Below are 24,882 nucleotides of genomic sequence, written 5' to 3' on the forward strand. Positions count from 1 at the left end.
ACGCCCAACCCCGGTCTTGCCGTGTGCGCAGGAAAGCGCACACGAGCAAGCCGCGGCCGAGCCTACAGGGGTGAGGGCGCTTTGCTGGCGAAGCACTGCTTCGCAAGCGCCCGAACGCACAGCCGCCAGCGGCTGGGCCGGGCCCCGGAGGGGGATTTACGGCGTCCCCCGCAACCGGACCCACCCCGCCAACCCCCAGCAACCCAGCTTCTGCTGTTGCTCCGGCTCCGGCTCTGGTTTCTGCGGGTGCCGGGTGCAACCCGGCCAGTGCTACCCTTCGCGCAACGACAACCACGGAGGCGGGATGGGGGCGATCGTGTTGTTGCCGCTGGGCGTGGACGATGCCGTGCTGGACCGCTGCCTGGCCGCGCTGGATGCCGGTACGGCACCCGGCACCGCCGTCTGGTTGGCCGACGATGCACAGGCCGGGCCGCGTGCGCAGGCCGTGGTTGAACACTGGTTGGCGCACACCCCGCTGCAGGCCGAATACACGCGCCGCGCGCGGCCACTGGGCGAGGTCGCCCACCTGGATGAAATGCTGCGTGCCTGCGAGGGCCTGGATGTGGCCGTGCTGGCCCCCGACTGCGTGCCGGCGCCGGGCTGGCTGCAGCAGCTGCAGGCCTGCTTCGCCCGCGATGCCGCTATCGCCACCGCTACGCCGTGGTGCAACGCCGGCGAAACCGCGGCGTGGCCGCGGCTGGGCGAGATCAACCCGGCGCCGCTCGATCCGGCAGTGTTGGCCCATACCTGTGCCACCCTGCCCAGCCTGCATCCGGAACTGCCTTCGGCCGTGACCCATGCGGTGCTGGTGCGTGGCAATGCCCGCCGCCGTGCCGGTGGCCTGGACGTGGACAGCTACCTGGGCTGGAACGCCGCGCTGGTGGACCTGAGCCTGCGCATGGCCGGCCTGGGGTGGCGCAACGTGCTGTGCGAGAACGCCTTTGTCAGTCGCGCCGGCGAAGCGCCCAGCCGCGAGGGGGACCTGGATGCACTGGCGACGCGCTGGCCCGGCTGGATGCCACGATTGGCCGACTTCCTGATGCATGACCCGCTGCACGCATTGCGCCAGGATCTGCAACAGCACCTGCAGCAGGCGATAATGCCGCGCGGGCAGGGTGATCTGTTCGCGCAGCCATCGCCGCCGGAGTCGCCCGCTTGAAGTCCGCCATCGCCGCCATCGTTGTGACCTACCAGAGCGGCAGCACCATCGACGCGTGCCTGTCGCGGCTTCGCCAGGCGCAGGACGTGGCCGAGATCCGGGTGATCGACAACGGCTCGCAGGACGACACGCTGGATATCATCCAGCGCCACGCCAGCCACGATGCGCGCGTGCGCTTCATCGGCAATCCGGACAACCCCGGGTTCGCTGCGGCCAACAACCAGGGCGTGGCCGATTCACACAGCCCCTGGCTGGCCTTCATCAACCCGGACCTGATGGTCGAGCCCGATACCCTGGCCGCCCTGCGCGAGCATGCCGCGGCTGTCGGTGATGCCCTGCTGGGCGTCGAACAAGTGGACGAGCAGGGCCACGCCGATGAAGCGGTGCGCCGGCGCGATCCCGACTTCCTGGCCATGCTGCGCTCGCCCGGCCGTGGTGGGCGGCTGGCCATCCCGCGCGATCGGCAGCAGACCCTGCAGCGGGTACCGGCGCTGTCTGGCGCGCTGCTGTTGATGCCGCGTTCCCTGTTCGACCGCATCGGTGGCTGGGATGCGGGATACCGCCTGCATGCCGAAGACCTGGACCTGTGCCGCCGCGTGCGCGATGCCGGCGGGGTAGTGGCCATCGCCAACGATCTGCAGGTCACCCATGTGCGTGGGGTCTCCAGCCGCTCGCGGCCGTTCTTCGTGGAATGGCACAAGCACCGCGGCCTGTGGCGTTACTTCAGCAAGTTCGAGGCGAAGCAGCGTTCGTGGCCGGTGCGGGTGATGGTATGGGGCGCGATCTGGGCGCATGCGCTGATGCTGGTGCCGAGGCTGCTGCGCAAGGCGTTGTGACCGCCGGGTTGGGGCGCGCTCCCCACGATACGGGAACGCGATTCACCCCATCGGGCGCATAATGGCGGCATGGCCATCATCCAGTCCCTGCTCGACACCGACCTGTACAAGTTCACCATGATGCAGGCGGTGCTGCACCAGTACCCCGGCGCCCAGGTGCAGTACCGGTTCAAGTGCCGCAACCCCGGCATCGACCTGGCGCGCTACATCGACCAGATCGACGAGGAAATCGACCACCTGTGCAGCCTGCGCTTCACCGATGCAGAGCTGGACTACATGCGTGGCCTGCGCTTCGTGAAGCCGGACTTCGCCGATTTCCTCGGCCTGTTCCACCTGGACCGCAAGTACATCCGGCTGCGGCCGTCGCAGACCGTGCCAGGCGAGATCGACCTGGACATCACCGGGCCCTGGCTGCACACCATCCTGTTTGAAGTGCCACTGCTGGCCATCATCAACGAAGTCTGGTTCCGCAACACCACCACCGCCGATTTCGCCGAGGGCGAGCGCCGCCTGCAGGCCAAGGCCGCGCTGTTGCGCGACACCCCGGGCTTCGAGCAGTGCCGCATTGCCGATTACGGCAGCCGACGCCGCTACTCGCGCGATTGGCATGCGCGCCTGCTGCCCTTGCTGCGCGATGCGCTGGGCCCGCAGCTGGTGGGCACCAGCAACGTGCACTTCGCCCGGCTGTACGGCATGACCCCGCACGGCACCATGGCCCACGAGTATCTGCAGGCATTCCAGGCACTGGGGCCGCGCCTGCGCGATTCGCAGGTGACCGCGCTGGAATCGTGGGCACGCGAGTACCGCGGGGACCTGGGCATCGCGCTCTCCGACGTGGTCGGCCTGGACGCGTTCCTGCGCGACTTCGACATGTACTTCTGCAAGCTGTTTGACGGCGTGCGCCATGACTCGGGTGACCCGTTCGACTGGGGCGACCGCATGCTGGCCCATTTCCAGCAGCGCCGCGTGGATGCGCGCAGCAAGGTACTGGTATTCAGCGATGGCCTGGATATCACCAAGGTCATGCGCCTGTACGACTACTTCCGCGGTCGCTGCCAGGTGGCGTTCGGGGTCGGTACGCACCTGACCAACGATCTTGGCCCGACCCCGCTCAACATCGTCATCAAGATGGTCCGCTGCAATGGCCAGCCGGTGGCCAAGCTCAGCGATTCACCGGGCAAGAGCATGTGCGACGACCCCGGTTACCTGGCCTATCTGCGCCAGGTGTTTGAGCTTCCCGCCGAGGCCTGAAAACAGCGGGCGACCAGTCAACCGTGAAAAGCATCACGATCCTATCAGTCCAAACTGTTTCAAAAATAGCCAATGAATCCATGGGGTTGCGGATTGCCCGACGGTGCAATCCCCCCCTTGATGTGCCACAATCAGTGAGGCATCGATCACACTTTTGACTGCTGGCAGGCCTGAACAGGCATCTGCCTGCGGCGCCTCGCTGTCCGGGAACATGCATGAGTGCACTTGAGTTGTTGGATCACTATCGCCTGCAGGCGTGTTCGTCCCAGTGGCGGGGGTTCGTGCTGGCCATGGCTGAAGAGTTCATGGAGGCCTTGCCCGAGGCCGACCTGGCCCGGCTGATGGCACGGATCGGCGAGCGTTTTGCGCGGGCTCACCCGTTGCCGCAGGCCGTCTCGCTGGAAGACCTGGAGACGTCTGCGAACGTGCTCTGGTCGACTCTGACCTGGGGCCAGGTGCGGTTCCAGGACCAGGGCGACGGCGTGCGCATCGAACACCTGGCCGCGCCGCTGACCGCACTGCTGGCGGGCCAGGCAGGCTGGGCGCCTGCGTTCCTGCAGGGGGTGTACCGCCAATGGTTCAGCCAGGCCGGCATGCTGCCTGCGCTGGATGTGCAACCTGCGGCGGGCGGGTCGGCCGACGTGTCCTGCTACGTGCTGGCACGGGTAAGTTGAGTTCGAAGTTCCTGTCCATGCTTTCAGAGAACCATTCCAATGCCTGTTGATTTTGCCGGCCACGACGATGTCGCCGGACTGTTCAAGCGGCTGGGCGCCAACGCCGGGTCGGGGAGTTACCACGATTTTTCCGAAGCGGTGGACGACCTCGCACCGCTGCCGGCGCCGCAGGCGCTGAATCCAGCCAGGGCGGTGGAGGTGCCGGTTCCGTCGGCGGCCATGCCAGACCCCGTTGCGCCGCCCGCGCCGGCGCAGGATGAGCTGGCCGCAACCACGCCGCTGCAGCAGTTGTTCCTGCGCCTGGCCCAGGTGCCGCTGCCCACTGCAACGGCAAGCCCATTGGCCCGCCTGCGCCAGCGCTGACCCCCGCCGCACGCCCCCCACCGGGCAGGGCGCCGCTGCTTCCTCCCCCCGTATGATGCCGCGCCCGCGCGGCTGGAATGAATCCGCATGAGCGCAGTTTCCGCAGTACCCCCGGGCCGCTTCCTGGCACGGCTGAGTCTGGCTGCGTTGGTGGCCGGCGCCGTGGCCCTGATGGCTTTCGTGGCGACCGTGCCCCTGGATGTGGTGCATCAGTTGCTGTTCTCTGCGGTGGTGTTCGGCATCGCGCTGTGCCTGCGCAACCGCGAAGGCCGCCTGGTGCCGCTGGTGCTCATGGGCCTGTCGCTGGTCATGTCCACCCGTTACATGTGGTGGCGGCTGACCGAGACGCTGGGTTTTGGCAATGTGGTCGATCTGGTGCTGGGGTCGGGTCTGGTACTGGCCGAGATCTACGCATACGTGGTGCTGGTGCTGGGCTATTTCCAGGTGGCGTGGCCGCTGAACCGCGCCCCGGTACCGCTGCCGGACAACCGCGCGCTGTGGCCAAGCGTGGATGTCTTCATTCCGACCTACAACGAGCCACTGTCGGTGGTGCGCACCACCGTGCTGGCGGCGACGGTGCTGGACTGGCCGGCTGACAAGCTCAACATCTATCTGCTTGATGACGGCCGCCGCGACGATTTCCGCGAGTTCTGTGAACAGGTCGGCGTGCACTACGTCACCCGTACCAACAACAACCACGCCAAGGCCGGCAACATCAATGCCGCGCTGAAAAAGACCCACGGCGAGTTCGTTGCTGTGTTCGATTGCGACCACGTTCCCACCCGGTCGTTCCTGCAGATGTCGATGGGGGGCTTCCTGCGCGATGCGAAGCTGGCGGTGGTGCAGACGCCGCACTATTTCTTCTCGGCCGACCCCTTCGAGCGCAACCTGGGCACGTTCGGCAAGGTGCCCAATGAAGGTGAGCTGTTCTACGGGCTGCTGCAGGATGGCAACGACCTGTGGGATGCCACGTTCTTCTGCGGCTCATGCACGGTGATCCGCCGCGCGCCGCTGGAAGCCATTGGCGGCGTGGCAGTGGAGACGGTGACCGAGGATGCGCACACGGCCATCCGCCTGCACAAGCAGGGCTGGCGCAGCGCCTACATTCCCATTCCGCAGGCGGCCGGCCTGGCCACCGAGAGCCTGTCGGCGCACGTCGGCCAGCGTATCCGCTGGGCACGTGGCATGGCGCAGATCCTGCGCGTGGACAACCCGATCCTGACCAAGGGCCTGCGGCTGGTGCAGCGCATCTGCTACACCAACGCGATGCTGCACTTCTTCTACGGCCTGCCGCGCATCATCTTCCTGACCGCACCGCTGGCCTATCTGTTCTTCGGCGCACATGTCATCCACGCCTCGGCGCTGATGATCCTTTCCTATGCACTGCCGCACATCCTCCAGGCCAACCTGACCAACGTGCGCGTGCAGGGCCGCCACCGCCACCTGCTGTGGAACGAGGTGTACGAAACCACCCTGGCCTGGTACATCCTGCGCCCCACGCTGATGGCGGTGATCAATCCGCGGCTGGGCAAGTTCAACGTCACCGCCAAGGGCGGCCTGGTCGAGCGCAGCTACTTCGACGCGCAGATCGCCCGTCCCTACCTGTTGCTGCTGCTGTTGAACATCATCGGCATCGCCGTGGGTGTGGTGCGCCTGGTGATGGCCGATACCGGTGGCGAGAGCAATACCATCTGGTTGAACCTGGGCTGGACGGCCTACAACACCATCATGCTTGGGGCGGTGATCGCCACGTCCGGCGAGCAGAAGCAGGTGCGGCGCTCGCACCGCGTGCCGCTGTCACTGCCGGTGGTGCTGCACCTGGCCGACGGGCGCGCGCTGCACAGCCGTACCCTGAATTTCTCGACCGGCGGCATGGCCATCCGCCTGGACCAGCCCGAACCCCTGCAACCGGGTACCGAGGCCGAAATCGAAATCAGCAACCGCAACCGCAGCAGGCGGCTGCCGGTGGTGATCCGGCACGACCGCGATGCACAAGGCGTCAGTCTGCAGTTCCTGCCGCTGGACCTGGAGCAGGAGCGGTGGCTGGTGACCTGCACCTTCGCGCGCGCCGATATCTGGGTGCAGCTGTGGGGCCGGCATGACCGCGACACCCTGCTGCGTTCATTCGGCGATGTTTTCAAGGCCAGCCTGCGCGGTTTCCACCGCCTGGGCCGGTTCATTACTACTGCCGGCCGTCGTACCGACGCCGCTGCCCCGCGTAACGGAGATTCCGCATGACCCGTCGTGTTCTCGGCCTTCGCCCCGGCGTTGCCGTTGCTGCCTTTGCTCTGGCGCTGCCGTGGATGGCGGTGCAGGCGCAGGATGTGCCGACGGCGCCCGCGCCGGTTGCACCCGGCACCGATGCGGCCATGGCAGGGCCGGCCCCCGTGGCGTCCCTGCTGCCGGCACCGGCCAGCCTGCGGCAGAGCCGGTCGACGCTGAAGCAGTTGGGCATCGACTACGAAGTCACGCTGCGTGGCGTGCAGGGAACGGCGGGCATCCCGTTTTCGGTGCGCAACGACCAGGTCGTTGACCGCGCCTCGCTGCACCTGAAGTACAGCTATTCGCCGGCGTTGCTGCCGGACCTGTCCCACCTGCGGGTCACGGTGAACGATGTGACCGTGGCGACGCTGCCGGTGGACACCGCACAGGCCGGGCGCCTGATCGAGCGCGACATCGACATCGATCCGCGGATGATCATCGATTACAACCGCATCAACCTGCAGTTGATCGGCCACTACACCCGTGAGTGCGAAGACCCCGACCACAGCAGCCTGTGGGCCAACATCGATGCGGGCAGCTACCTGCAGCTGGGCTGGCTGCCGCTGGAGCTGAACAACGATCTGTCGTTGCTGCCGGTGCCGTTCTTCGACGCGCGCGATACCCGGCGCCTTGAGCTGCCCTTTGTCTACGCGGGCCAGCCCTCGGCCGGTACGCTGCAGGCCGCTGGCATCGTGTCGTCGTGGTTCGGTGCCCTGGCCGGGTATCGGGGCGCGCGTTTCAGCGCCAGCCCGGACACGCTGCCACTGCAGGGCAATGCGGTGGTGATGGCCACCCGGGGTGCCAGCATTCCGGGCCTCAACCTGCCCGATGTCGCCGGCCCCACGGTGGCGGTGGTGAACCACCCCAGTGATCCGGGCAGCAAGCTGTTGCTGGTGCTGGGCCGTGACGACGCCGAGCTGCGCACGGCGGCCTCCGCGTTGGCCCTGGGGGCGCCGCTGTCCGGCGCCAGCGCGACCATCAGCAGCTTCAAGCCGGCTGCCACCCGCAAGCCCTATGACGCGCCGAACTGGATTCCCAGCGATCGTCCGGTGCGCATGGATGAACTGGTCAGCCGCAGCAGCGAACTGAATGTCACTGGCTACCATCCCGACCTGATCCGCATCGGCCTGCAGTTGCCGCCGGATCTGTTCGTCTGGCAGAAGCAGGGCATCCCGCTGAACCTGCGCTACCGCTACACCCTGCCCGAAGGCGCCGATCATTCGGCGCTGAACATCAACATCAACGACGCCTTCGTCACGACGCTGCCGCTGAATGGCCTGCCGCGTGCGGAAAGCACGCCGGGTCGCTTGTGGAACCAGTTGAAGACGCGCGGGCAGATGCCCATCGAGCAGCACGTGATGCTGCCGACCGGGCCGTTCTCCTCCACCAGCCAGCTGCGCTTCCACTTCTCGTTCGACCGCCCGCAGGCCGCCGAATGCAAGAGCACCTTCCCGGACGTCGCCGCGGCCATCGATGGCGATTCCACGATCGACCTTCGCGGCTTCCACCACTACATGGCGATGCCCAACCTGGCCGCCTTCGGCAATGCCGGCTTCCCATTCACGCGCATGGCCGACCTGTCCGAATCGGCGGTGGTGCTGCCCGACGGCTTCAGCGCCGACGATGTCAGCAACGCGTTGACCGTGCTGGGCCGCATGGGGGCCGCGACCGGGTATCCGGCGCTGGGCAACCGTTTCCTGCGTGCTTCCGAAGTAGCCGAACATTCCGATCTGGATCTGCTGGTGCTGGGCTCGCGCAACAACCAGCCGTTGTTCGGCCAGTGGGCGCAGCACATGCCCATCGGCGAGGGGGCGCAACAACGCACGTTCGCGCTGTCGGACTGGCTGTCGCGGCATCTGCCCAGCTTCCTGTCGCCCGACGCACGCCGGACCGATCTGCCGTCGGTAGCCGACGTTGGTCTGCGTCCGGACCCGGATGATGTGGTGCTGCTGGGGTTCCAGTCGCCGCTGCAGGCCGGTCGCAGCGTCGTGGCCATCGTGGCGGACAATCCCAGCCGGGTCGGGCGCCTGTTCGATGCCTGGTTCGAACCGGACACGCTGCGCAGCTTCCAGGGCAGTGCGGTGCTGCTGCACGGTACCAAGGTGCGCAGCATGGCCGGCAACCAGACCTACTATGTAGGCGAACTGCCGCCACTGACCTGGCTGCGCTGGTACTTCTCGCACAACCCGCTGTGGCTGGGCCTGCTGGTTGGCGTGGCGTGCCTGTTGCTGGCACTGCTGGCCCGTGTCCTGCTGCGTTGGCAGGCACGCCGGCGCCTGGCGCAGGGTGGCGGCTGATGAGCACGCCTGCTGCACAGGATCCCGGCCGCCGGCGTCTGCTGCACTGGCTTGCTGCCAGTGCCACGCTGGCGCTGCTGCCCACCGCCGCGCAGGCCGTCAACCTGCCGCGTTGCGCAGGTCCGTGGCGCGAGTGGCGCAGCTTCGTGCAGCGCCATATCCAGGCCGACGGGCGGGTGATCGATTTCCTCAATGCCGATCTGCGCAGTACGTCCGAATCGCAGTCCTATGCGTTGTTCTTCGCGCTGGCCGACAACGACCAGGTGCTGTTCGACCGTGTGCTGGGCTGGACCCGCCGCCACCTGAGCGGCGGACGTCCGGACCTGAACCTGCCCGCTTGGCTGTGGGGGCGTGATCCTTCGGGTGCCTATCGCGTGCTGGATGCCAACACGGCCTCCGACGGCGAGTTGTGGATCGCCTACGCGCTGCTGGAGGCTGGACGACTGTGGAAGCGTCCAGGCCTGCAGGCATCGGGCAAGCAGATCCTGACACTGATGCAGCAGGCCGAAGTGGCGGAGCTGCCCGGGTTTGGCAGCATGCTGATGCCGGCGCGCAGCGGTTTCATCGGCCAGGGGCGCTGGACGCTCAATGCCAGCTATCTGCCGCTGTTCGTGCTGCGCCGTTTCGCCGCGGTCGATCCGAAGGGACCCTGGGCGCGCATCGCCGAGCGCAGCGTGGCCATGCTCGAAGCTGGTGCGCCGCTGGGTTTCGCGCCGGATTGGCAGGCCTGGAACGGCAAGACCTTCGTGACCGCACCGGACAAGGGCGACATTGGCAGCTACGACGCGATCCGCTGCTACCTGTGGGCCGGCATGGTCGATCCGGCCGACCCGTTGCGGCGCCGCCTGCTGCAGACGCTGTCAGGACCGGCTGCGATGCTGCGTGCAGAAGGGCGTTTTGCCGAAAAGATCCAGGTCCGCAGTGGGGTGGGCAACGGCACCGCGCCGGTGGGTTTTGCCGCAGCGCTGCTGCCCTATCTGTCCGCCCTTGGGCAATCGGCAACCCTGCGCTCGCAACAGGCGCGCGTGGCTGCCGCGGGTGATCTGAACTACTACGAACGCGTGCTGGTCCTGTTCGGCAAAGGCTGGATGGACCGCCGTTTCCGCTTTTCCGCCGACGGGCGCCTGCTGCCTGCCTGGAGTACCCCATGTTCCGCAAACACCTGAAGCCGCTGTGCCTGGTCGGGCTGATCGATCTGTGCGTACTGACCACGCCGGCATGGGCGCAGAGCGCGTCGGTGCAGCAGCTGGTCAACCAGGGCAACTACTGGCACGACCAGGGCCGCGAGGACCTGGCCGCCGACACCTGGCGCAAGCTGTTGGCGACCGATGCCAGTCAGCCCGACGCGCTTCTTGGCCTGGGCATGATCGACCTCAACCAGGGCCGCCGTGCTGACGCGCAGAAGCGCCTGCAACAGTTGCAGCAGCGCCACCCGCAGGCACCGCAGACGGCCCGGCTGCGGCTGGCACTGGGCGGCGCCGCGGCGGGCGCCGACAACCCGCTGCAGGCGGCGCGCAGTGCCGCCGCTGCCGGGCGTTACGTGGAGGCCGTGCGCAGCTACGACCGCGCGTTTGCCGGTAGTGCGCCGCCGGATGATCTGGCGCTGGAGTATTACCAGGTTCTGGCCGGTACGCCGGACGGCTGGAGCCGGGCCCGCGACGGCCTGCAGAAACTGGTGGCCCGCAACGATTCACCGTCGGCCCGGCTGGCGCTGGGCCAGGTGCTGACCTACCGCGAACCCAGCCGCCGCCAGGGCATCGCCCAGCTCAGCGCGCTCAGCCAGCGCCAGGACACTGGCGGTCCCGCCCGCGCGGCGTGGCGGCAGGCGCTGCTGTGGCTCAATGGCGGGCCGGCCGACGCGCCGTTGTACCAGGCCTTCCTGGCCGCGCAGCCGAATGATCGCGAGGTGGCCGCCAAGGCCGCGCAGCTGCGCGAACAGGCCAGCACCGCTGCCGCGCCCGTTGATCCCAACCAGCGGCTGCTGGGCGAAGGCTTCCGTGCATTGGACAACAACCAGCTGGCGCAGGCGGAAAGCCGCTTCAGCCAAGTGCTGCGTGCGCGCCCGCGCGATGCCGGTGCGCTGGGGGGCCTGGGTTCGGTGCGGCTGCGCCAGGAGCGCTTCGAAGAAGCCAATGAGCTGCTGCGCCAGGCGGCCGCACGTGATGGCAAATGGCGCAGCGCCGCCGACAGTGCGCGCTACTGGCTGACCCTGCAGCAGGTACGGGGCCAGGCCGGTGCCGACGCCGTTGCACGTGTGCAGCAGGTGATCGCGCTGCAGCCGAAGGAACCTGCCGGCCATGTGGCACTGGCCCAGTTGCAGGAAGCCAGCGACCCGGCCGCGGCCGAACGCAACTATCGCAAGGCACTGGAACTGGATGCAGGCAACGCAGGTGCGCTGCAGGGCCTGGTGGGTCTGCTCGGCCGCCAGGGCCGTGCCGAAGAAGCCGCGGTCATGATGGAGCGGATGACGCCGGCACAGCAGGAAAAAGCGGGGGGGCGCGCGGTCCTGCGCGCCAACCTGGCCCGCGCCCGTGCCCAGGAAGCCATTGCCGGCGGCAGCCTGCAGATGGCGCAGGTGGAACTGGAAGACGCGTTGCTGGCCCAGCCCAGCGACCCTTGGCTGCGGTTGGAGCTGGCGCGCCTGTACCGGCGCATGGGGCAGCCCGCCGAGGCTGACCGGGTAATGGCCGAGCTGGCCGGGCAGGGCGATGCCGCGTCGGTGGAATCACTGCAGGCCCAGGCACTGTTCGCTCAGGAACGGCAGCAGTGGCCGCAGATGCTGGCGCTGCTGGACCAGGTGCCCGCCACTGCACGCACGCCCAGCATCGAGGCACTGCGCACCGTCGCGCTGGTGCAGGCGCAGGGGGCGCAGGCGCGCAGCCTGGCCCAGCGCCAACGCACCGGTGAAGCGCAGTTGCTCCTCGCACGCACCGAGGCCGCGCTGGGCAGCCAGGCGCAGAATCCGGAACTGGTGGCAGCACTGGCCGGTGCCTATGCGGATATCGGCAGCAGCGAACGCGCGATGAGTCTGGCGCGCACGTTGCTGCAGGGCGATCCGCCCAGCGCCGAAGCACGTCTGCAGTATGCATCGGTGCTGCTGCGCGCCGGCCGCGATGGCGAAGTGGCAGCGGTACTGCGGCAGCTCGGGCAGGTGCCGCTGGACGCCGCCCAGCAGGCCCGGCTGCAGGACCTGCGCGCGGGCTACGTGCTGCGCCAGGTGGACGCGCTGCGCGAACAGGGCAATCTGGAAGCCGCCTACAGCGTGCTGGCCCCGGCCCTGGCCGAGCACCCGGATGACCCGCGCAACATCGCAGCCTTGGCGCGCCTGTACGCCGCTGCCGGTGACCACGGGCAGGCGTTGGCGTTGTACCAGCAGCAACTGCAGCGCAGCCCGGGCGATGTCGATGCGCTGGTGGCCGCGGCCGGCAGTGCCGCATCGCTGCGCGACATGGATACCGCCGAAGCCTATCTGCAGCAGGCCCTGGCCAAGGCGCCGGATTCGCCGGAGGTCCTGGCCGGCGCCGGCCGCGTGTACCGTGCGGCCGGCAAGAACCGTCGTGCTGAAAGCTATTTCAAGGCATCGTTGGCGGCATCTGCTCGCCAGTCAGGCTACGCCGATGCGGGCATGCCGCGTTCGCGCAACGCCGCACTGGCCGGCGGCGCCGGCGCGTTCAATCCGTTCGCTGGCCTGAACCGTGGCGTTGGGACGCGTGCACTGCGAGGGGACGATGCCGCGCTGCCGCCATCGGTGGAAATGCTGGCCGCGGCGCCGTCCGGCACGCGCCTTTCCGGCGCCGCACACGAAGCGCTGTTCGATGCCTCGGGCCTGCCTGAGCCGGTGGCCGCGCGCGGCCAGGCCAGCGTCGAGACGTTGCCGGTGCCGGGCCAGTCCGTGCGCCCCCGACGTTCCGCATCGGCGGTCGCGAGTGCAGGCAACACGGGCGTGCTGGCGGAGCTGCGTGATCTGAAGGCGGAGAACAGCAGCAGCGTGGCGATCGGCGCCAGCTACCGCAGCCGCGACGGTGAGCCGGGCCTGGGTCAGCTGGACGACCTGCAGGTGCCGCTGGAAGCGCGTTTTGCCGTGGGCGATGGCAAGTTGATCGTGGCGGTCACCCCCACCGTGCTGGATGCGGGCCGACCGGATACGGACTACGCTTCGGGCAGCCGTTTCGGCGGGGGCCCGCAGGCTGCGCTGGCCGGTGCCCTGGCCGCTGATCGGACACCCGTGGATTCGCTGGTGGGATCGTCGCTGTACCAGACCCTACTGACCCGCGGCGAGAGCAATGCCACCCGCAACCTGATCGAAGAACGCGCGCTGGACAATGGCCGCTACCAGGAACTGTACAACCAGACCGATGGCGCGCTGACCGCCGCCGAGCGGCGGACGGCCGCCCTGGCGCTGCTGTTTGCCGATCCATTGCCGTCGTACCTGCTGTCGCGTGATGTCGCCAATACGCCGATCAGCCAGATCGCCAGCCAGCTGCTGAACAACGGCGGCCTGTCGCGCGGCCTGACCCCTGAGGAACAGGCACAGTTGAAGGCACTGGCCAGCGGTGCCAACGCCGGGCAGAGCCCCATCACCTTCCAGGACACGTTGTACGCGATGGTGGCCAATGCCGCCGGCGCACGCCGGCTGTCTGCGCAGGATGCAACCGGTGCGGGCATTTCCGTGGGTTACCAGCGCGGGGGCTTCCGTGCCGATATCGGCAGCTCGCCGCTGGGCTTCGACCAGAGCCAGGTGGTGGGTGGTGCGGGCTATGAGGGCCGCATCGGCGACACCTTTACCTGGTCGGGCGAAGCGTCGCGGCGCGCGGTCACCGACAGCGTGCTGGCGTTTTCCGGCGTGCAGGACGAACGTACCGGGCAGCGTTGGGGCGGGGTGACCGCCACCGGCGCCAAGCTGGGGGGCACGCTCGACAACGGATTGCTGGGCGGTTACGCCAGTGCGTCCTGGCACCGCCTGGAAGGCGAGAACGTAGCCAACAACGAGCGCAGTGAACTGGGCCTGGGCGTGTACGTACACGCGCTGGAAACCGACAACCAGTCGCTGACTGCCGGGTTGAACATCACCGCGCTGCAGTACAAGCGCAACCTCAGCGGCTTCACCTACGGCCACGGTGGCTACTTCAGCCCGCAGCGCTATGTCGATGTGGGTTTCCCGGTGCACTGGAACGGCCGCAACGAGCGCGCGCGTCTGGCTTGGCAGATCGACGGCAGCGTGGGTGTGCAGCACTTCGAAGAAAAGGCCGCCGATTACTTCCCGACCGATCCAGCACTGCAGCAGGCTGCCTACGACGCGGCGTCGATGGCGGCCCTGCTGGGCCTGACCGACGCATACGTGGCCCCGGTCTACGCCGGCCAGACCAAGACCGGTGTGTCCTACAACCTCAGTGCTGCCGCCGAATGGCAGTTGTCCAGCCAGCTCTTCCTGGGGGGGCGCATGGAGCTTAACAACGCACGCGATTACCAGCAGTTCGGCACCACGCTTTACCTGCGCTTCCTGCTGGATCGCCTGGGCGCAGGACTGGGTACCCGGCCGCAGGTGCTGCGCTCGCCCTACGCCAGCGGACTGTGAATCGCGGGTAGGCCGCGGCCGTGTGCTGTACACGGCCGCGGCGCGGGTTGCGGTATACCTGCCGTCACGCCAGCCCTGCACAGGAGCCGTTGTTGATGCCGCACCCTGCCGATCCCTCGCGCCGTCGCCTGCTGCAGACGGTGGCCGCGCTGCCGCTGCTGGGCCTGGCCGGTGCCGCACCCGCCGCAGCACCGCGCTGGCCGGCCTGGCAGCTGCTGCAGGCCAGCAGCCTGAGCGAAGACGGTCGCATGATCGACCGTAGCCATGACGACCAGCGCAGTACTTCGGAAGGGCAGTCCTACGCATTGTTCTTCGCCCTGGTGGACAACGACCCGGCCCTGTTCGATCGGGTGCTGGCCTGGACCCAGGACAATCTGGCAGGCGGGGACATGGCCGCACGCTTGCCGGCCTGGCTGTGGGGGCGCGATGGCAAGGGCGCCTGGCGCGTGCTGGACGACAACCCCGCCTCCGACTCGGATCTGTGGCTGGCCTACGCCCTGCTGGAAGCTGCGCGGCTGTGGCGGCGGCCGGCGCTGCAGGTGATCGGCCAAGGCATGCTGGCGCAGATCCGTGCGCGCGAAATCATTGAACTGGACGGGCTTGGACCGATGCTGTTGCCCGGCCCGCAGGGGTTCATTGAAAACGAGACAACGCGGGTCAATCCCAGCTATCTGCCGCTGCCGCTGCTGCGCCGCTTCGCCGCCGTGGACCGGCAGGGGCCGTGGCAGGTGTTGGCCAGCAACACCGTAGCACTGCTGCAGCAGTGCAGCCCGCACGGCTTCGTGCCGGACTGGGCGGCCTGGCGCAAGGGCGGGTTCGTGGTGGATCCAGTGCAGGGGCCGGTGGGCAGCTACGATGCCATCCGGTGTTATGCCTGGGCTGGCATGACAGCGCCGCGCGACCCATTGTTCCGGCCGCAGTTGCAGGCGTTGTCCGGCCCGTTGAAGCGCCTGCGCAGCGGCGCGGCGATGTGGGAAAAAGTGGATACGCGCAGTGGCGAGGGGCAGGGCGAGGGCAACGACGGCTTCCGTGCCGCGCTGCTGCCCTACCTGCAGGCACAGGGGGAATCACAACAGGCGCAGGCGCTGCTGGCCACCCTGCCCAGCGTCGAACAGCAGCGCGCGGCCAAACCGGTCTACTACACGCAGATGCTTACCCTGTTCGGCCGTGGCTGGATGGAAGGCCGCTGGCGCTTCGCCGCCGACGGCCGCCTGCAGCCGCGCGGGTAGGGGGCCCATGTGGGGTCAGAGCCCTTTGCGTTGCAAAGGGATCTGACCCCAACCGCAGCCACGGGGTCGGATCCCTTCGCAACGCAAAGGGCTCTGACCCCAGACAACGGTCATTCCAACGCGTAGCGCAGCACGAACAGCACTGCCACCAGCCACACCGCCGGGTGCACTTCGCGCCAGCGCCCGGTACCGGCCTTCAGCGCGGCATAGGCAATGAAACCAAACGCCAGGCCATTGGCGATGGAATAGGTGAACGGCATGGCCAGCGCACACAACGCCGCCGGCACCGATTCAGTCAGATCGCTCCAGTCCACTTCCACCAGCTCGCGCAGCATCAGCCCGGCCACGAACAGCAGGGCAGGGGCGGTGGCATAGCCGGGCACCATCGCCGCCAGCGGCGAGAACAGCAACGCGGCCAGGAACAGCGCCGACACCACCAGCGCGGTCAGCCCGGTGCGGCCGCCGACCTGCACGCCCGAGGCGCTCTCAGCGAAGGCGGTGGTGCTGCTGGTGCCCAGCAGTGAGCCCGCCACGATCGCCGTGCTGTCGGCCAGCAGGGCACGACCGAAGCGCTTCGGCGCGCCCGGCAGCTTCAGCAGGCCGGCACGGCCGACCACGCCGTACAGCGTGCCGGTGGCATCGAATACTTCCACCAGCACGAACACCAGCACCACCTGCAGCAGCACCGCGATCGGCGCGCCGCCGTCGTGGTGCAGCAGGCCGGGCAGGTCCAGCTGCAGGAAGGTCGGGGCCAGGCTGGGCGGCAGGGACACCAGCCCCTTGAACTGCACGTCGCCCAGCGCCCACGCGGCGGCGGTCACCGCCAGGATGCCGATCAGGATGGCGCCGCGCACGCGGCGTGCCTCCAGGATCGCGATCAACAGGAAGCCGCCCAGCGCCAGCAGCGGCGGCGCGGTGTTCAGCGGGCCCAGCGCCACCAGGGTGTCTTCGTTGGCAATGATCACGCCCGATTTCTGCAGCGCGATGATCGCCAGGAACAGTCCGATGCCGGCCACGATGGCCGAGCGCAGCGACGACGGAATGCCGGCCACCAGCCACGCACGCACGCCGGTCAGCGACAACACCAGGAACACCAGCCCGGAGATGAATACCGCGCCCAGTGCCTGCTGCCACGGCAGGCCTGCGGCACCGACCACCGTGAAGGCGAAGAACGCGTTCAGGCCCATGCCCGGCGCCATGCCCACCGGGAAGTTGGCCGCCAGCGCCATCACCGCCGAACCCAGCGCCGCGGCCAGGCAGGTGGCAACGAACACCGCGCCGGCATCCATGCCCGTGGTCCCCAGGATTTCCGGGTTGACGAAGACGATGTAGGACATCGTCAGGAAGGTGGTGACACCGGCCAGCAGCTCGGTGCGCACGGTGGTGCCGTGCTGCTGCAGCTGGAACAGGCGTTCGAACAGGGACATGGGGGTTCTCACGACAATTGGGTGTCACCACCAACGGTGGTGACCTACCAGAATGCAGAACGGCCGCGCAGAGCGCGGCCGTTCTTCCTTGCTTATTTCAGCGCCTTGAAGCGCAGGCGCTTGGGCGCGGCGTCGTCGCCCATGCGGCGGCGCTTGTCTTCTTCGTACTCGCGGTAGTTGCCCTGGAAGAACTCCACGTGCGAATCGCCTTCGAACGCCAGGATATGCGTGGCGATGCGGTCCAGGAACCAGCGGTCATGCGAAATGACGAAGGTGTTGCCCGGGAATTCCAGCAGCGCATCTTCCAGCGCACGCAGGGTTTCGATGTCCAGGTCGTTGGACGGTTCGTCGAGCAGCAGCACGTTGCCACCCTGCAGCAGGGTCTTGGCCATGTGCAGGCGGCCACGCTCACCACCGGACAGCGAACCGACCATCTTCTGCTGGTCCTGGCCCTTGAAGTTGAAGCGGCCGATGTAGGCCCGCGACTGGATCTCGATGCCGTTGATGTTGAGGATGTCCAGGCCGCCGGCGATCTCCTGGAAGACGTTGTGGTTGCCTTCCAGTGCGTCGCGGCTCTGGTCCACGTAGGACAGCTTCACGGTCGGGCCGACCACGATCTCGCCCGAATCCGGCTTTTCCTGGCCGGTGATCATCTTGAACAGGGTCGACTTACCGGCACCGTTGGGGCCGATGATGCCGACGATGGCGCCGGCCGGCACCAGGAAGCTCAGGTCGTCGAACAGCAGGCGGTCGCCGAACTTCTTGGAGACGTTCTTGAACTCCATCACCGCATTGCCCAGGCGCTCGCCCGGCGGGATGAAGATTTCATTGGTCTCGTTGCGCTTCTGGTAATCCACCGACTGCAGCTCTTCCAGGCGGGCCAGACGGGCCTTGCCCTTGGTGCGGCCGCCCTTGGCATTCTGGCGCGACCACTCCAGTTCCTTCTGGATCGCCTTCTGGCGAGCCTTTTCCTGATTGTCTTCCTGCTTCAGGCGCTCATCCTTCTGGGTCAGCCAGTCGGTGTAGTTGCCCTTCCACGGAATGCCGCGGCCGCGGTCCAGTTCCAGGATCCACTCGGCGGCGTTGTCCAGGAAGTAGCGATCATGGGTGACCGCCACCACGGTGCCGGTATAGCGCGCCAGGAACTGTTCCAGCCATTCCACCGACTCGGCGTCCAGGTGGTTGGTCGGTTCGTCGAGCAGCAGCATGTCCGGCTTCTGCAGCAGCAGGCGGCACAGTGCCACGCGGCGCTTTTCACCACCGGACAGCTTGCCCACGATCGCATCCCACGGCGGCAGGCGCAGCGCATCGGCGGCCACGTCCAGCTGGTTTTCCAGGGTATGTGCATCGCCGGCGGCCAGGATCGCCTCCAGGCGCTCCTGTTCCTTGGCCAGTGCGTCGAAGTCGGCGCCTTCCTCGGCGTAGGCGGCATACACCGCTTCCAGCGCGGCCTGGGCCTGCAGCACTTCGCCCACGCCTTCCTCCACCGCTTCACGCACGGTCTTGGTCGGGTCCAGTTCCGGTTCCTGTGCCAGGTAGCCGACCTTGATGCCCGGCTGCGGGCGGGCTTCGCCCTCGAAATCGGTGTCCACGCCGGCCATGATCTTCAGCACAGTGGACTTGCCGGCGCCGTTCAGGCCCAGCAGGCCGATCTTCGCGCCCGGGAAGAAGGACAGCGAGATGTCCTTGATGATCTGCCGCTTGGGCGGGACCACCTTGGACACGCGGTTCATGGTGTAGATGTATTGCGAGGACATGAGGTCTCCGTAAGGGCGCGGCCCTGCACCCGTCCGTCAGCGGGAAGATCCCGGACGACAGCGGGCACAGACTGAAATGGAATACCCCCAATTATAGCCGGAACCGCTTACCGCCCGCGCCGCCCCGAGCCCCGGGGCTGGCCGCTGCCTGAATACTGGGTCACATCCCGAGAATCGGAAGCGTTTCCAGCCAATTTCCGTTCAGACGCAATGCGCAAGATTGGCCTCACCACCCACCCAAGCAGAGGTTTCTCATGCGCATCAACCGAATCATGGCCGGAGCCGTGGCCTCTGTTCTGGCCCTTGGCGCGGTCGCCCCGGCGTTTGCCGACAACGACCACCGTGACCGCCGCGAGTGGCGCGAAGACCGCCGTGACGACCGTCGCGAGTACCGCCGCGACGTCCGCGAGGCCCGCCGCGACTACGAGCGTGACCGCCGCGATGCGCGCCGTGACTGGCACCGCGACCATGACCGCCGCTACTACCATCCGGCCCCCCCGCCGCCGCGCGTGGTGTACCGCCCCGGCTATGGTCCGGGCCCGGGCTACGGCTGGCAGCGTGGGCATCGCTACCGCGATTACTACCGTGGCCCGATCTACGTGGTGAACGACTACCCGCGCTACCACCTGCGCCGCCCGCCGTACGGCCACCACTGGATCCGCGACGACCGCGGCAACATGCTGCTGGTGGCCGTGGCCACCGGCATCATCGCCGACTACATCATCAACAACCGCTGATGCAGAGGCGGGGTCGGATCCCTTCCGCAAGGAAGGGCTCTGACCCCAACAGCACGGGGTCGGACCCTTTTCCAGCGGAAAAGGCTCCGACCCCTTCCAGTACTTAGAACGCCACCGACAGATCCAGCTGTGCGCCCACCTCGCGCTGCCCATCGCCGCGCTGCCCCTGCATCTGCAGTGACAGGCGGCTGTTGTCGGTCGGGCTGACCGCCACGCCCACCTGGGCCAGCGCGCTGCGGCGGGCCAGCGGTGCAGCGGCAATGCCGAAGTCCTGCGTACCGTCCACGAAGCGCGCCGCGACCTGCGGCAGGCGATCACCGCCGGCCACCTGCCAGCCCACGCGCGCGGTCAGCGCCGCACGGTCACGCTGGCCACCGCTGATGTCCCAGTCCGCGCGCAGCGCGGCCAGACCGGTGCGGTAGCGGGCGGCTTCGCCATCCAGCTGCAGCGCACTGTGGCCGCCGCGTTCCTGGGCGCCGTCGCTGCGCAGGCGCACCTGTGCCAGCTCCAGTTCCGGGGTCAGCTGCAGGCGCGGCCCACCGAAGGACCAGCCGGCACGCAGGAAGGCCGAGGTGCCGGTGGCGTCCTCGCGTGCGGCCAGGCCCTCGGACAGGGTGCTGCCGACCTGCGCGGTGCGGGTGCTGTCGGTGCGGTAGTCGGCGCGGCTGACGCCCGCACGCAGGCTCAGGCCCTGCCAGCGGTACTGCCCGTACACGCCGTACTCGGTGCTGTCGGTCTCGGCGCGTGCATCACGCTGGGCCAGGCGGCTGACCCGCTGCTGCTGGCCGGCGGCCATGCCCAGTTCCAGTGCATCGCCGAGCATCCAGCCGGCGCCGGCCATCAGTCCGTGCTGCGAGGTGCGCAGCCCGGCGTTCTGCGCGCTGGCGTCGCTGCGTCGCTGGCTGCTGCTGCCGGCCACCCAGGCGTGCACGCCCGGCGCAATCTGCCCGGCCATGGCCGCGCCGTCCAGGTGGCGGTCAATGCCATCGTGCAGGAAGCGGTTCTGCAGCAGGGCGCCGCGGTTGGCGGCATGGATCTCGCCAGACAGGCTGTCGAAGGCGGGCACGACATCGGCCACATCCAGTCGCACCACCGCGTCATACACCTGGTTGCCGCTGCCCAGCGCTTCCACGGCGCCGGCCACGGCCTTCTGGTTGCTGTTCACCACCACATCCGGGAACGCCAGGTCGATGTCCGGCATCGCGATGTCGTTGCGCCGCATGGTCAGGTAGACGTGGTTGGCGTCGTACTCCAGGGTCGGGTCAAGGAAGGCCAGGGTGCTGGCGGCGCCGCTGAAAACACCCGACACGCCGCCGTTGGCGGTCAGCACGGTATAGCGGGTCGAAGCCTGCCAGTCGCCGTCAGTGGCCACGGCCAGCGTGCTGGCATTGCCCAGCGTTGCAAGACCGGTCACCAGCGCGTGGTCACTGAGGCCGTTGGCGCTGACATCCACCCGGTACTGGCTGCTGCTGTCGAATGACAGATCCCCCTTGACCTGCAACTGCCCGATGCCACCGGCCGCCGCACTGCCCGGCGACAGCACGCTGCCGGACAGCAGCTGCACACCGCCCACGCTGCCACGGCCGGTCAGCCAGGCGCCCTGGTCCAGCTTGACCTGGCCACCCAGCAGACCCTCCACCTCCAGCTGGCCTTCGCTCACCCAGGCCGTGCCGCTGAAGGCGCTGCTGTCGCCGGTCAGGGCCAGGTAATGCCGACCCTGGCGCAGCACGCCACTGCCGCTCAGCTGGCCTGCATAGGTCAGTACACGGGTAGTGTCGGTCTGGAAGGTGCCTGCGCTGCCGATCTCGATATTGCCGGTGGGCAGCGCATTGCCCACCGCGCGCACGGTGCCGCCTGCCACGTGGACCTGGCCCGCGAACGGGCTGCTGCTCAGCACCAGCTCGCCGCTGCCATGCTTTTCCAGCACGGTGCTGGCCGTGCCACTCACGCCGCCGGCAAAGGTGACGCTGTCACTGCCGGCAATGTGTACGTCGGTGGTGCCCAGCAAGCGCACGCTGTTGGCAAGCGTGGTCATGTTGACCATGCCCAGCGAGGTGCCATCGGCGAAGATCAGGCGACCGTTGCCGGCGGCCTGGTTGCCGCCTAGGGACAGCGTGCCCTGGTTGATGGTCAGGTCGCCGGCAAAGGAATTGTCACCCTTGAGCATCAGCACGCCGGTCCCGGTCTTTGCCAGACCGCCACTGCCGCGGATGTTGCCCTGGATGTCCAGGTTGCCGATCGCATCCAATTGCGAATCGGAGGTCACCCGCATGTCGCTGGAAACCGTCAGCCAGCCCGGATTGCGAAGCACGCCGCCGGACAGCTGCAGTTCGCCGCTACCGGTGCCGGTGCTGATCGAGGTCAGCAGTGAGGTGCTGTCACCCACCACAAGCACGCCGTTGTTGCTTACCACCAGCTGGCCTTCGCTGCCGGCGGCCGATGCCAGCAGGATCGAACCGATGACGGTCGCCGAAGCGCCGTCAGTCACCGCGAAACGGCCGGTTCCGGCATCGCCCAGCGCCAACGCGTCGCTGATCCATTCACCGCTGGAGCCGCTCAGCTGCACCAGCCCCTGGCTGCCAGCAGCTTCGCCCAGGATCACATTGCTGGCGAAGAACCGGCTGGAGATAGTGGCCGTGGCTTGACCGTTGCGGCCGATCACAGTCTGCGCGCCGGTGGTGTTCATGCCGCCGTCGCTGCCGATGGTCAGGGTCGCAGTGCCGCCCTGTTCGGCCATCACCAGTCCGTTGGAATAGACGCCGGCCCCGTTGTAGACCGACAACTCGCCGGTACCGCCGCGTCCCAGGGTCAGCAGGCCATTGTTGTACCAACGCGAGGCCATGTTGTTGACGGTGACCGTGCCAGTGCCGCCGGCATCACCCACGATGGCCGAATCGCTGCTGACGATGCCGCCCCCCATCACCATCATCTCGCCCTGGCCGTGCACGCCAACACCCAGGCTGCCCGTCGTCAGCTGCGATCCGCCCTGCGCTACCTGCAGCAGTCCGTTGCTGTTGGCTGCACTGCCGATCAGCGTCCGGTTGCTGTTGACCTTGCCGCCATTGGTGATCTGTACGCGGCCCGTGCCCGCGTTGCCGATGTAGATCGCATCTGCGTCCCACAGCGAGCCGGCACCATCGGTCATCACGAAGCCATCGCTGCCCGCCATCGAGCCGACCCAGGCATTTTTCGTGTACAGGTAGGCGCCGCCCAGCACGGACAGCTCGCCGCTGCCGTTGTGTCCGACGCCGATGTCATAGTTGATCTTCCACGAAGCGTCCGTACCCTGGACGATGGCAATGCCCTTGTGGCCCGCGTTGACGCCCAGCGTGGCGGTGGCGGTGGTCAGGCCGCCCACACCCGAGATGCCGAACACGGCGTCGGCCGAGGTGCCGAGGTAGACGTGCCAGGACGTGGTGTCGGCTGTTGCCAGGTTGACGGTATGTCCGTCGATGTAGGCGTAGTTGTCGGAGTTGGTGTCATTGGGCACACCGGCACTCCAGAGTGACGCGTTGTACCAGTCACCGTCGCCGATGCGAACGGTGTTGACCGCCTGGGCTCCAGCGCTGATGGCCAGCCCGACGGCCAGCGCGAGCAAGGATGCACGACGTGCAGTGGCGGAGGTACGGCGCTGGGCCAGCGTCACTGCCGGCAAAGCCTGGAACGAATGGATCACGTGATTTTCCCCTGTTTGGACAGGGCGTATCGGCGGTGATCCCTCCGGCTTTAGGGTTGCTATCCTAAATCGTTCATGATTTCAGTGGCGCGAATCACAATTCATGAAGTTGGATGGGCATTCGTCAGGCTTTCGCAGCGCGTGTCCTGAGCAGGGCCGGCACGCAGCAGGGCCAGCACATCATGCCATGCGCGGCGCGCCAAGCCCCGTTGGCTGCGGTCGCCGCCGCCCCCCGGCGCGCTTACAATTGCAGGCCCGCTGTCCCCCTACTGCCTGGAGTGACCGATGTTCCCGCGTGACGTCCGCATCGAAACCTACGATCCCGAACTGGCCAAGGCCATCGCCGCCGAAACCCAGCGCCAGGAAGACCACGTCGAGCTGATCGCCAGCGAGAACTACACCAGCCCGGCCGTGATGGAAGCCCAGGGCAGCCAGCTGACCAACAAGTACGCCGAAGGCTACCCGGGCAAGCGCTACTACGGTGGCTGCGAATACGTGGACATCGCCGAGCAGCTGGCGATCGACCGCCTGAAGCAGCTGTTCGGCGCCGACTACGCCAACGTGCAGCCGCACAGCGGTTCGCAGGCCAACCAGGCCGTGTACTTCGCCCTGCTGCAGCCGGGTGACACCATCCTCGGCATGAGCCTGGCCCATGGCGGCCACCTCACCCACGGTGCCAAGGTCAATGCCTCGGGCAAGCTGTTCAATGCCGTACAGTACGGCGTGAACGACCAGGGCCTGATCGACTATGACGAAGTCGAGCGCCTTGCCCTGGAGCATAAGCCGAAGATGGTTGTAGCCGGTTTCTCGGCTTATTCGCAGGTGATCGACTGGGCGCGCTTCCGCGCCATCGCCGACAAGGTCGGTGCTTACCTGTTCGTGGACATGGCCCACGTGGCCGGTCTGGTTGCCGCCGGCGTGTACCCCAGCCCGCTGGAACACGCGCACGTGGTCACCTCCACCACTCACAAGACTCTGCGCGGACCGCGCGGCGGCATCATCGTGGCCAAGGGCGCTGACGAAGACCTGGTCAAGAAGCTGCAGTCGATCGTGTTCCCGGGCATCCAGGGCGGCCCGCTGATGCACGTCATCGCTGGCAAGGCCGTGGCCTTCAAGGAGGCGCTGGAGCCGGGCTTCAAGGCTTATCAGCAGCAGGTGGTGAAGAACGCCCAGGCGATGGCCACCACGCTCATCGCGCGCGGCTACAAGATCGTGTCCGGCGGCACCCAGAACCACCTGATGCTGGTGGACATGATCGGCAAGGACGTGTCCGGCAAGGACGCGGAAGCCGCGCTGGGCAAGGCGCACATCACCGTCAACAAGAATTCGGTGCCCAACGACCCGCGTTCGCCGTTCGTGACCTCGGGCCTGCGCCTGGGCACCCCGGCCGTCACCACCCGCGGTTATGTCGAACAGGACTGCGTGGACCTGGCCAACTGGATCGCCGATGTGCTCGACGCGCCGGCCGATGAAGCGGTCATCGCCCGCGTGCGCGATGCCGTCAGCGCGCAGTGCCGCAAGTACCCGGTCTACGGCTGATCGAAGCAGGGCAGGGGTCGGATCCCTTTCCACAAGGAAAGGGCTCTGTCCCCGCCAGCCGAACCCAGGGGTCGGATCCCTTTCCAAAGGAAAGGGCTCT

Annotated in this window: 15 protein-coding genes; 12 read left to right on the plus strand and 3 right to left on the minus strand. The window is 67.7% G+C overall.

Annotated features, from left to right (window positions below; all coding sequences use genetic code 11):
• The first annotated feature begins 304 nt into the window (after positions 1-304).
• From RTY46_RS02815 to bcsZ (RTY46_RS02860), 10 genes are all read left to right on the plus strand, one after another.
• On the plus strand, positions 305-1,159 hold the full coding sequence (locus RTY46_RS02815; protein ID WP_312706577.1) for a glycosyltransferase: 855 nt from the start codon (positions 305-307) through the stop codon (positions 1,157-1,159).
• Complete coding sequence (locus tag RTY46_RS02820) at positions 1,156-1,995, plus strand: glycosyltransferase family 2 protein (RefSeq protein ID WP_312706578.1); 840 nt, start codon at positions 1,156-1,158, stop codon at positions 1,993-1,995. The genes RTY46_RS02815 and RTY46_RS02820 overlap by 4 nt, the downstream gene beginning before the upstream one ends.
• Before the next feature lie 69 nt (positions 1,996-2,064).
• Positions 2,065-3,246, plus strand: a complete 1,182-nt coding sequence (pncB, locus tag RTY46_RS02825) for a nicotinate phosphoribosyltransferase (RefSeq protein ID WP_312706579.1) — start codon at positions 2,065-2,067, stop codon at positions 3,244-3,246.
• Positions 3,247-3,461: 215 nt separating this feature from the next.
• Positions 3,462-3,920, plus strand: a complete 459-nt coding sequence (locus RTY46_RS02830) for a cellulose synthase (protein WP_312706580.1) — start codon at positions 3,462-3,464, stop codon at positions 3,918-3,920.
• Between the two features lie 39 nt (positions 3,921-3,959).
• A complete protein-coding gene (locus RTY46_RS02835) occupies positions 3,960-4,283 on the plus strand; it encodes a hypothetical protein (protein ID WP_312706581.1) in 324 nt (107 codons plus the stop codon).
• An 87-nt stretch (positions 4,284-4,370) separates the two neighbouring features.
• A complete protein-coding gene (bcsA, locus tag RTY46_RS02840; RefSeq protein WP_312706582.1) occupies positions 4,371-6,521 on the plus strand; it encodes a UDP-forming cellulose synthase catalytic subunit in 2,151 nt (716 codons plus the stop codon).
• Entirely contained in the window at positions 6,518-8,842 is a 2,325-nt protein-coding gene (bcsB, locus tag RTY46_RS02845) for a cellulose biosynthesis cyclic di-GMP-binding regulatory protein BcsB (RefSeq protein ID WP_312706583.1), read from the plus strand. Before bcsA ends, bcsB begins: the two co-directional genes overlap by 4 nt.
• Positions 8,842-10,008 carry a cellulose synthase complex periplasmic endoglucanase BcsZ gene (gene bcsZ / locus RTY46_RS02850; RefSeq protein WP_312706584.1) on the plus strand — a complete coding sequence of 389 codons (1,167 nt, stop codon included), beginning with the start codon at positions 8,842-8,844 and terminating at the stop codon, positions 10,006-10,008. The genes bcsB and bcsZ (RTY46_RS02850) overlap by 1 nt, the downstream gene beginning before the upstream one ends.
• Positions 9,990-14,417, plus strand: a complete 4,428-nt coding sequence (locus tag RTY46_RS02855) for a cellulose synthase subunit BcsC-related outer membrane protein (RefSeq protein WP_312706585.1) — start codon at positions 9,990-9,992, stop codon at positions 14,415-14,417. Before bcsZ (RTY46_RS02850) ends, RTY46_RS02855 begins: the two co-directional genes overlap by 19 nt.
• Before the next feature lie 95 nt (positions 14,418-14,512).
• A complete protein-coding gene (gene bcsZ / locus RTY46_RS02860; protein WP_312706586.1) occupies positions 14,513-15,646 on the plus strand; it encodes a cellulose synthase complex periplasmic endoglucanase BcsZ in 1,134 nt (377 codons plus the stop codon).
• Positions 15,647-15,756: 110 nt separating this feature from the next.
• Here bcsZ (RTY46_RS02860) and RTY46_RS02865 read toward each other — a convergent pair whose 3' ends face one another.
• Together RTY46_RS02865 and ettA are read right to left on the minus strand one after the other, a co-directional pair.
• On the minus strand, positions 15,757-17,073 hold the full coding sequence (locus RTY46_RS02865) for an NCS2 family permease (protein ID WP_312706587.1): 1,317 nt from the start codon (positions 17,071-17,073) through the stop codon (positions 15,757-15,759).
• A gap of 92 nt (positions 17,074-17,165) precedes the next feature.
• Positions 17,166-18,830, minus strand: coding sequence for an energy-dependent translational throttle protein EttA (ettA, locus tag RTY46_RS02870; protein ID WP_108748493.1), 1,665 nt, complete (start codon positions 18,828-18,830; stop codon positions 17,166-17,168).
• A gap of 254 nt (positions 18,831-19,084) precedes the next feature.
• Between ettA and RTY46_RS02875 the strand changes: the two genes are divergently transcribed.
• Positions 19,085-19,567: an RcnB family protein gene (locus RTY46_RS02875; protein WP_312706588.1), complete on the plus strand. Its 483-nt coding sequence runs from the start codon at positions 19,085-19,087 to the stop codon at positions 19,565-19,567.
• A 103-nt stretch (positions 19,568-19,670) separates the two neighbouring features.
• Here RTY46_RS02875 and RTY46_RS02880 read toward each other — a convergent pair whose 3' ends face one another.
• Entirely contained in the window at positions 19,671-23,243 is a 3,573-nt protein-coding gene (locus RTY46_RS02880) for an autotransporter domain-containing protein (RefSeq protein WP_312706589.1), read from the minus strand.
• Between the two features lie 285 nt (positions 23,244-23,528).
• Between RTY46_RS02880 and glyA the strand changes: the two genes are divergently transcribed.
• A complete protein-coding gene (gene glyA, locus RTY46_RS02885; protein WP_108748496.1) occupies positions 23,529-24,782 on the plus strand; it encodes a serine hydroxymethyltransferase in 1,254 nt (417 codons plus the stop codon).
• The last annotated feature ends 100 nt before the right edge of the window (positions 24,783-24,882 follow it).

This window comes from Stenotrophomonas sp. (genome assembly GCF_032056425.1).
In the GTDB taxonomy this organism is placed as follows: Bacteria; Pseudomonadota; Gammaproteobacteria; order Xanthomonadales; family Xanthomonadaceae; genus Stenotrophomonas.

Excerpts from the sequence above, each read along its gene's own strand:
- RTY46_RS02830 (WP_312706580.1), top strand. The coding sequence starts at position 3,462 with ATGAGTGCACTTGAGTTGTTGGATCACTATCGCCTGCAGGCGTGTTCG.
- bcsZ (WP_312706584.1), top strand. The coding sequence starts at position 8,842 with ATGAGCACGCCTGCTGCACAGGATCCCGGCCGCCGGCGTCTGCTGCAC.
- RTY46_RS02855 (WP_312706585.1), top strand. The coding sequence starts at position 9,990 with ATGTTCCGCAAACACCTGAAGCCGCTGTGCCTGGTCGGGCTGATCGAT.
- pncB (WP_312706579.1), top strand. The coding sequence starts at position 2,065 with ATGGCCATCATCCAGTCCCTGCTCGACACCGACCTGTACAAGTTCACC.
- RTY46_RS02815 (WP_312706577.1), top strand. The coding sequence starts at position 305 with ATGGGGGCGATCGTGTTGTTGCCGCTGGGCGTGGACGATGCCGTGCTG.
- bcsZ (WP_312706586.1), top strand. The coding sequence starts at position 14,513 with ATGCCGCACCCTGCCGATCCCTCGCGCCGTCGCCTGCTGCAGACGGTG.
- glyA (WP_108748496.1), top strand. The coding sequence starts at position 23,529 with ATGTTCCCGCGTGACGTCCGCATCGAAACCTACGATCCCGAACTGGCC.
- ettA (WP_108748493.1), bottom strand. The coding sequence starts at position 18,830 with ATGTCCTCGCAATACATCTACACCATGAACCGCGTGTCCAAGGTGGTC.
- bcsB (WP_312706583.1), top strand. The coding sequence starts at position 6,518 with ATGACCCGTCGTGTTCTCGGCCTTCGCCCCGGCGTTGCCGTTGCTGCC.
- RTY46_RS02835 (WP_312706581.1), top strand. The coding sequence starts at position 3,960 with ATGCCTGTTGATTTTGCCGGCCACGACGATGTCGCCGGACTGTTCAAG.
- RTY46_RS02875 (WP_312706588.1), top strand. The coding sequence starts at position 19,085 with ATGCGCATCAACCGAATCATGGCCGGAGCCGTGGCCTCTGTTCTGGCC.
- bcsA (WP_312706582.1), top strand. The coding sequence starts at position 4,371 with ATGAGCGCAGTTTCCGCAGTACCCCCGGGCCGCTTCCTGGCACGGCTG.
- RTY46_RS02865 (WP_312706587.1), bottom strand. The coding sequence starts at position 17,073 with ATGTCCCTGTTCGAACGCCTGTTCCAGCTGCAGCAGCACGGCACCACC.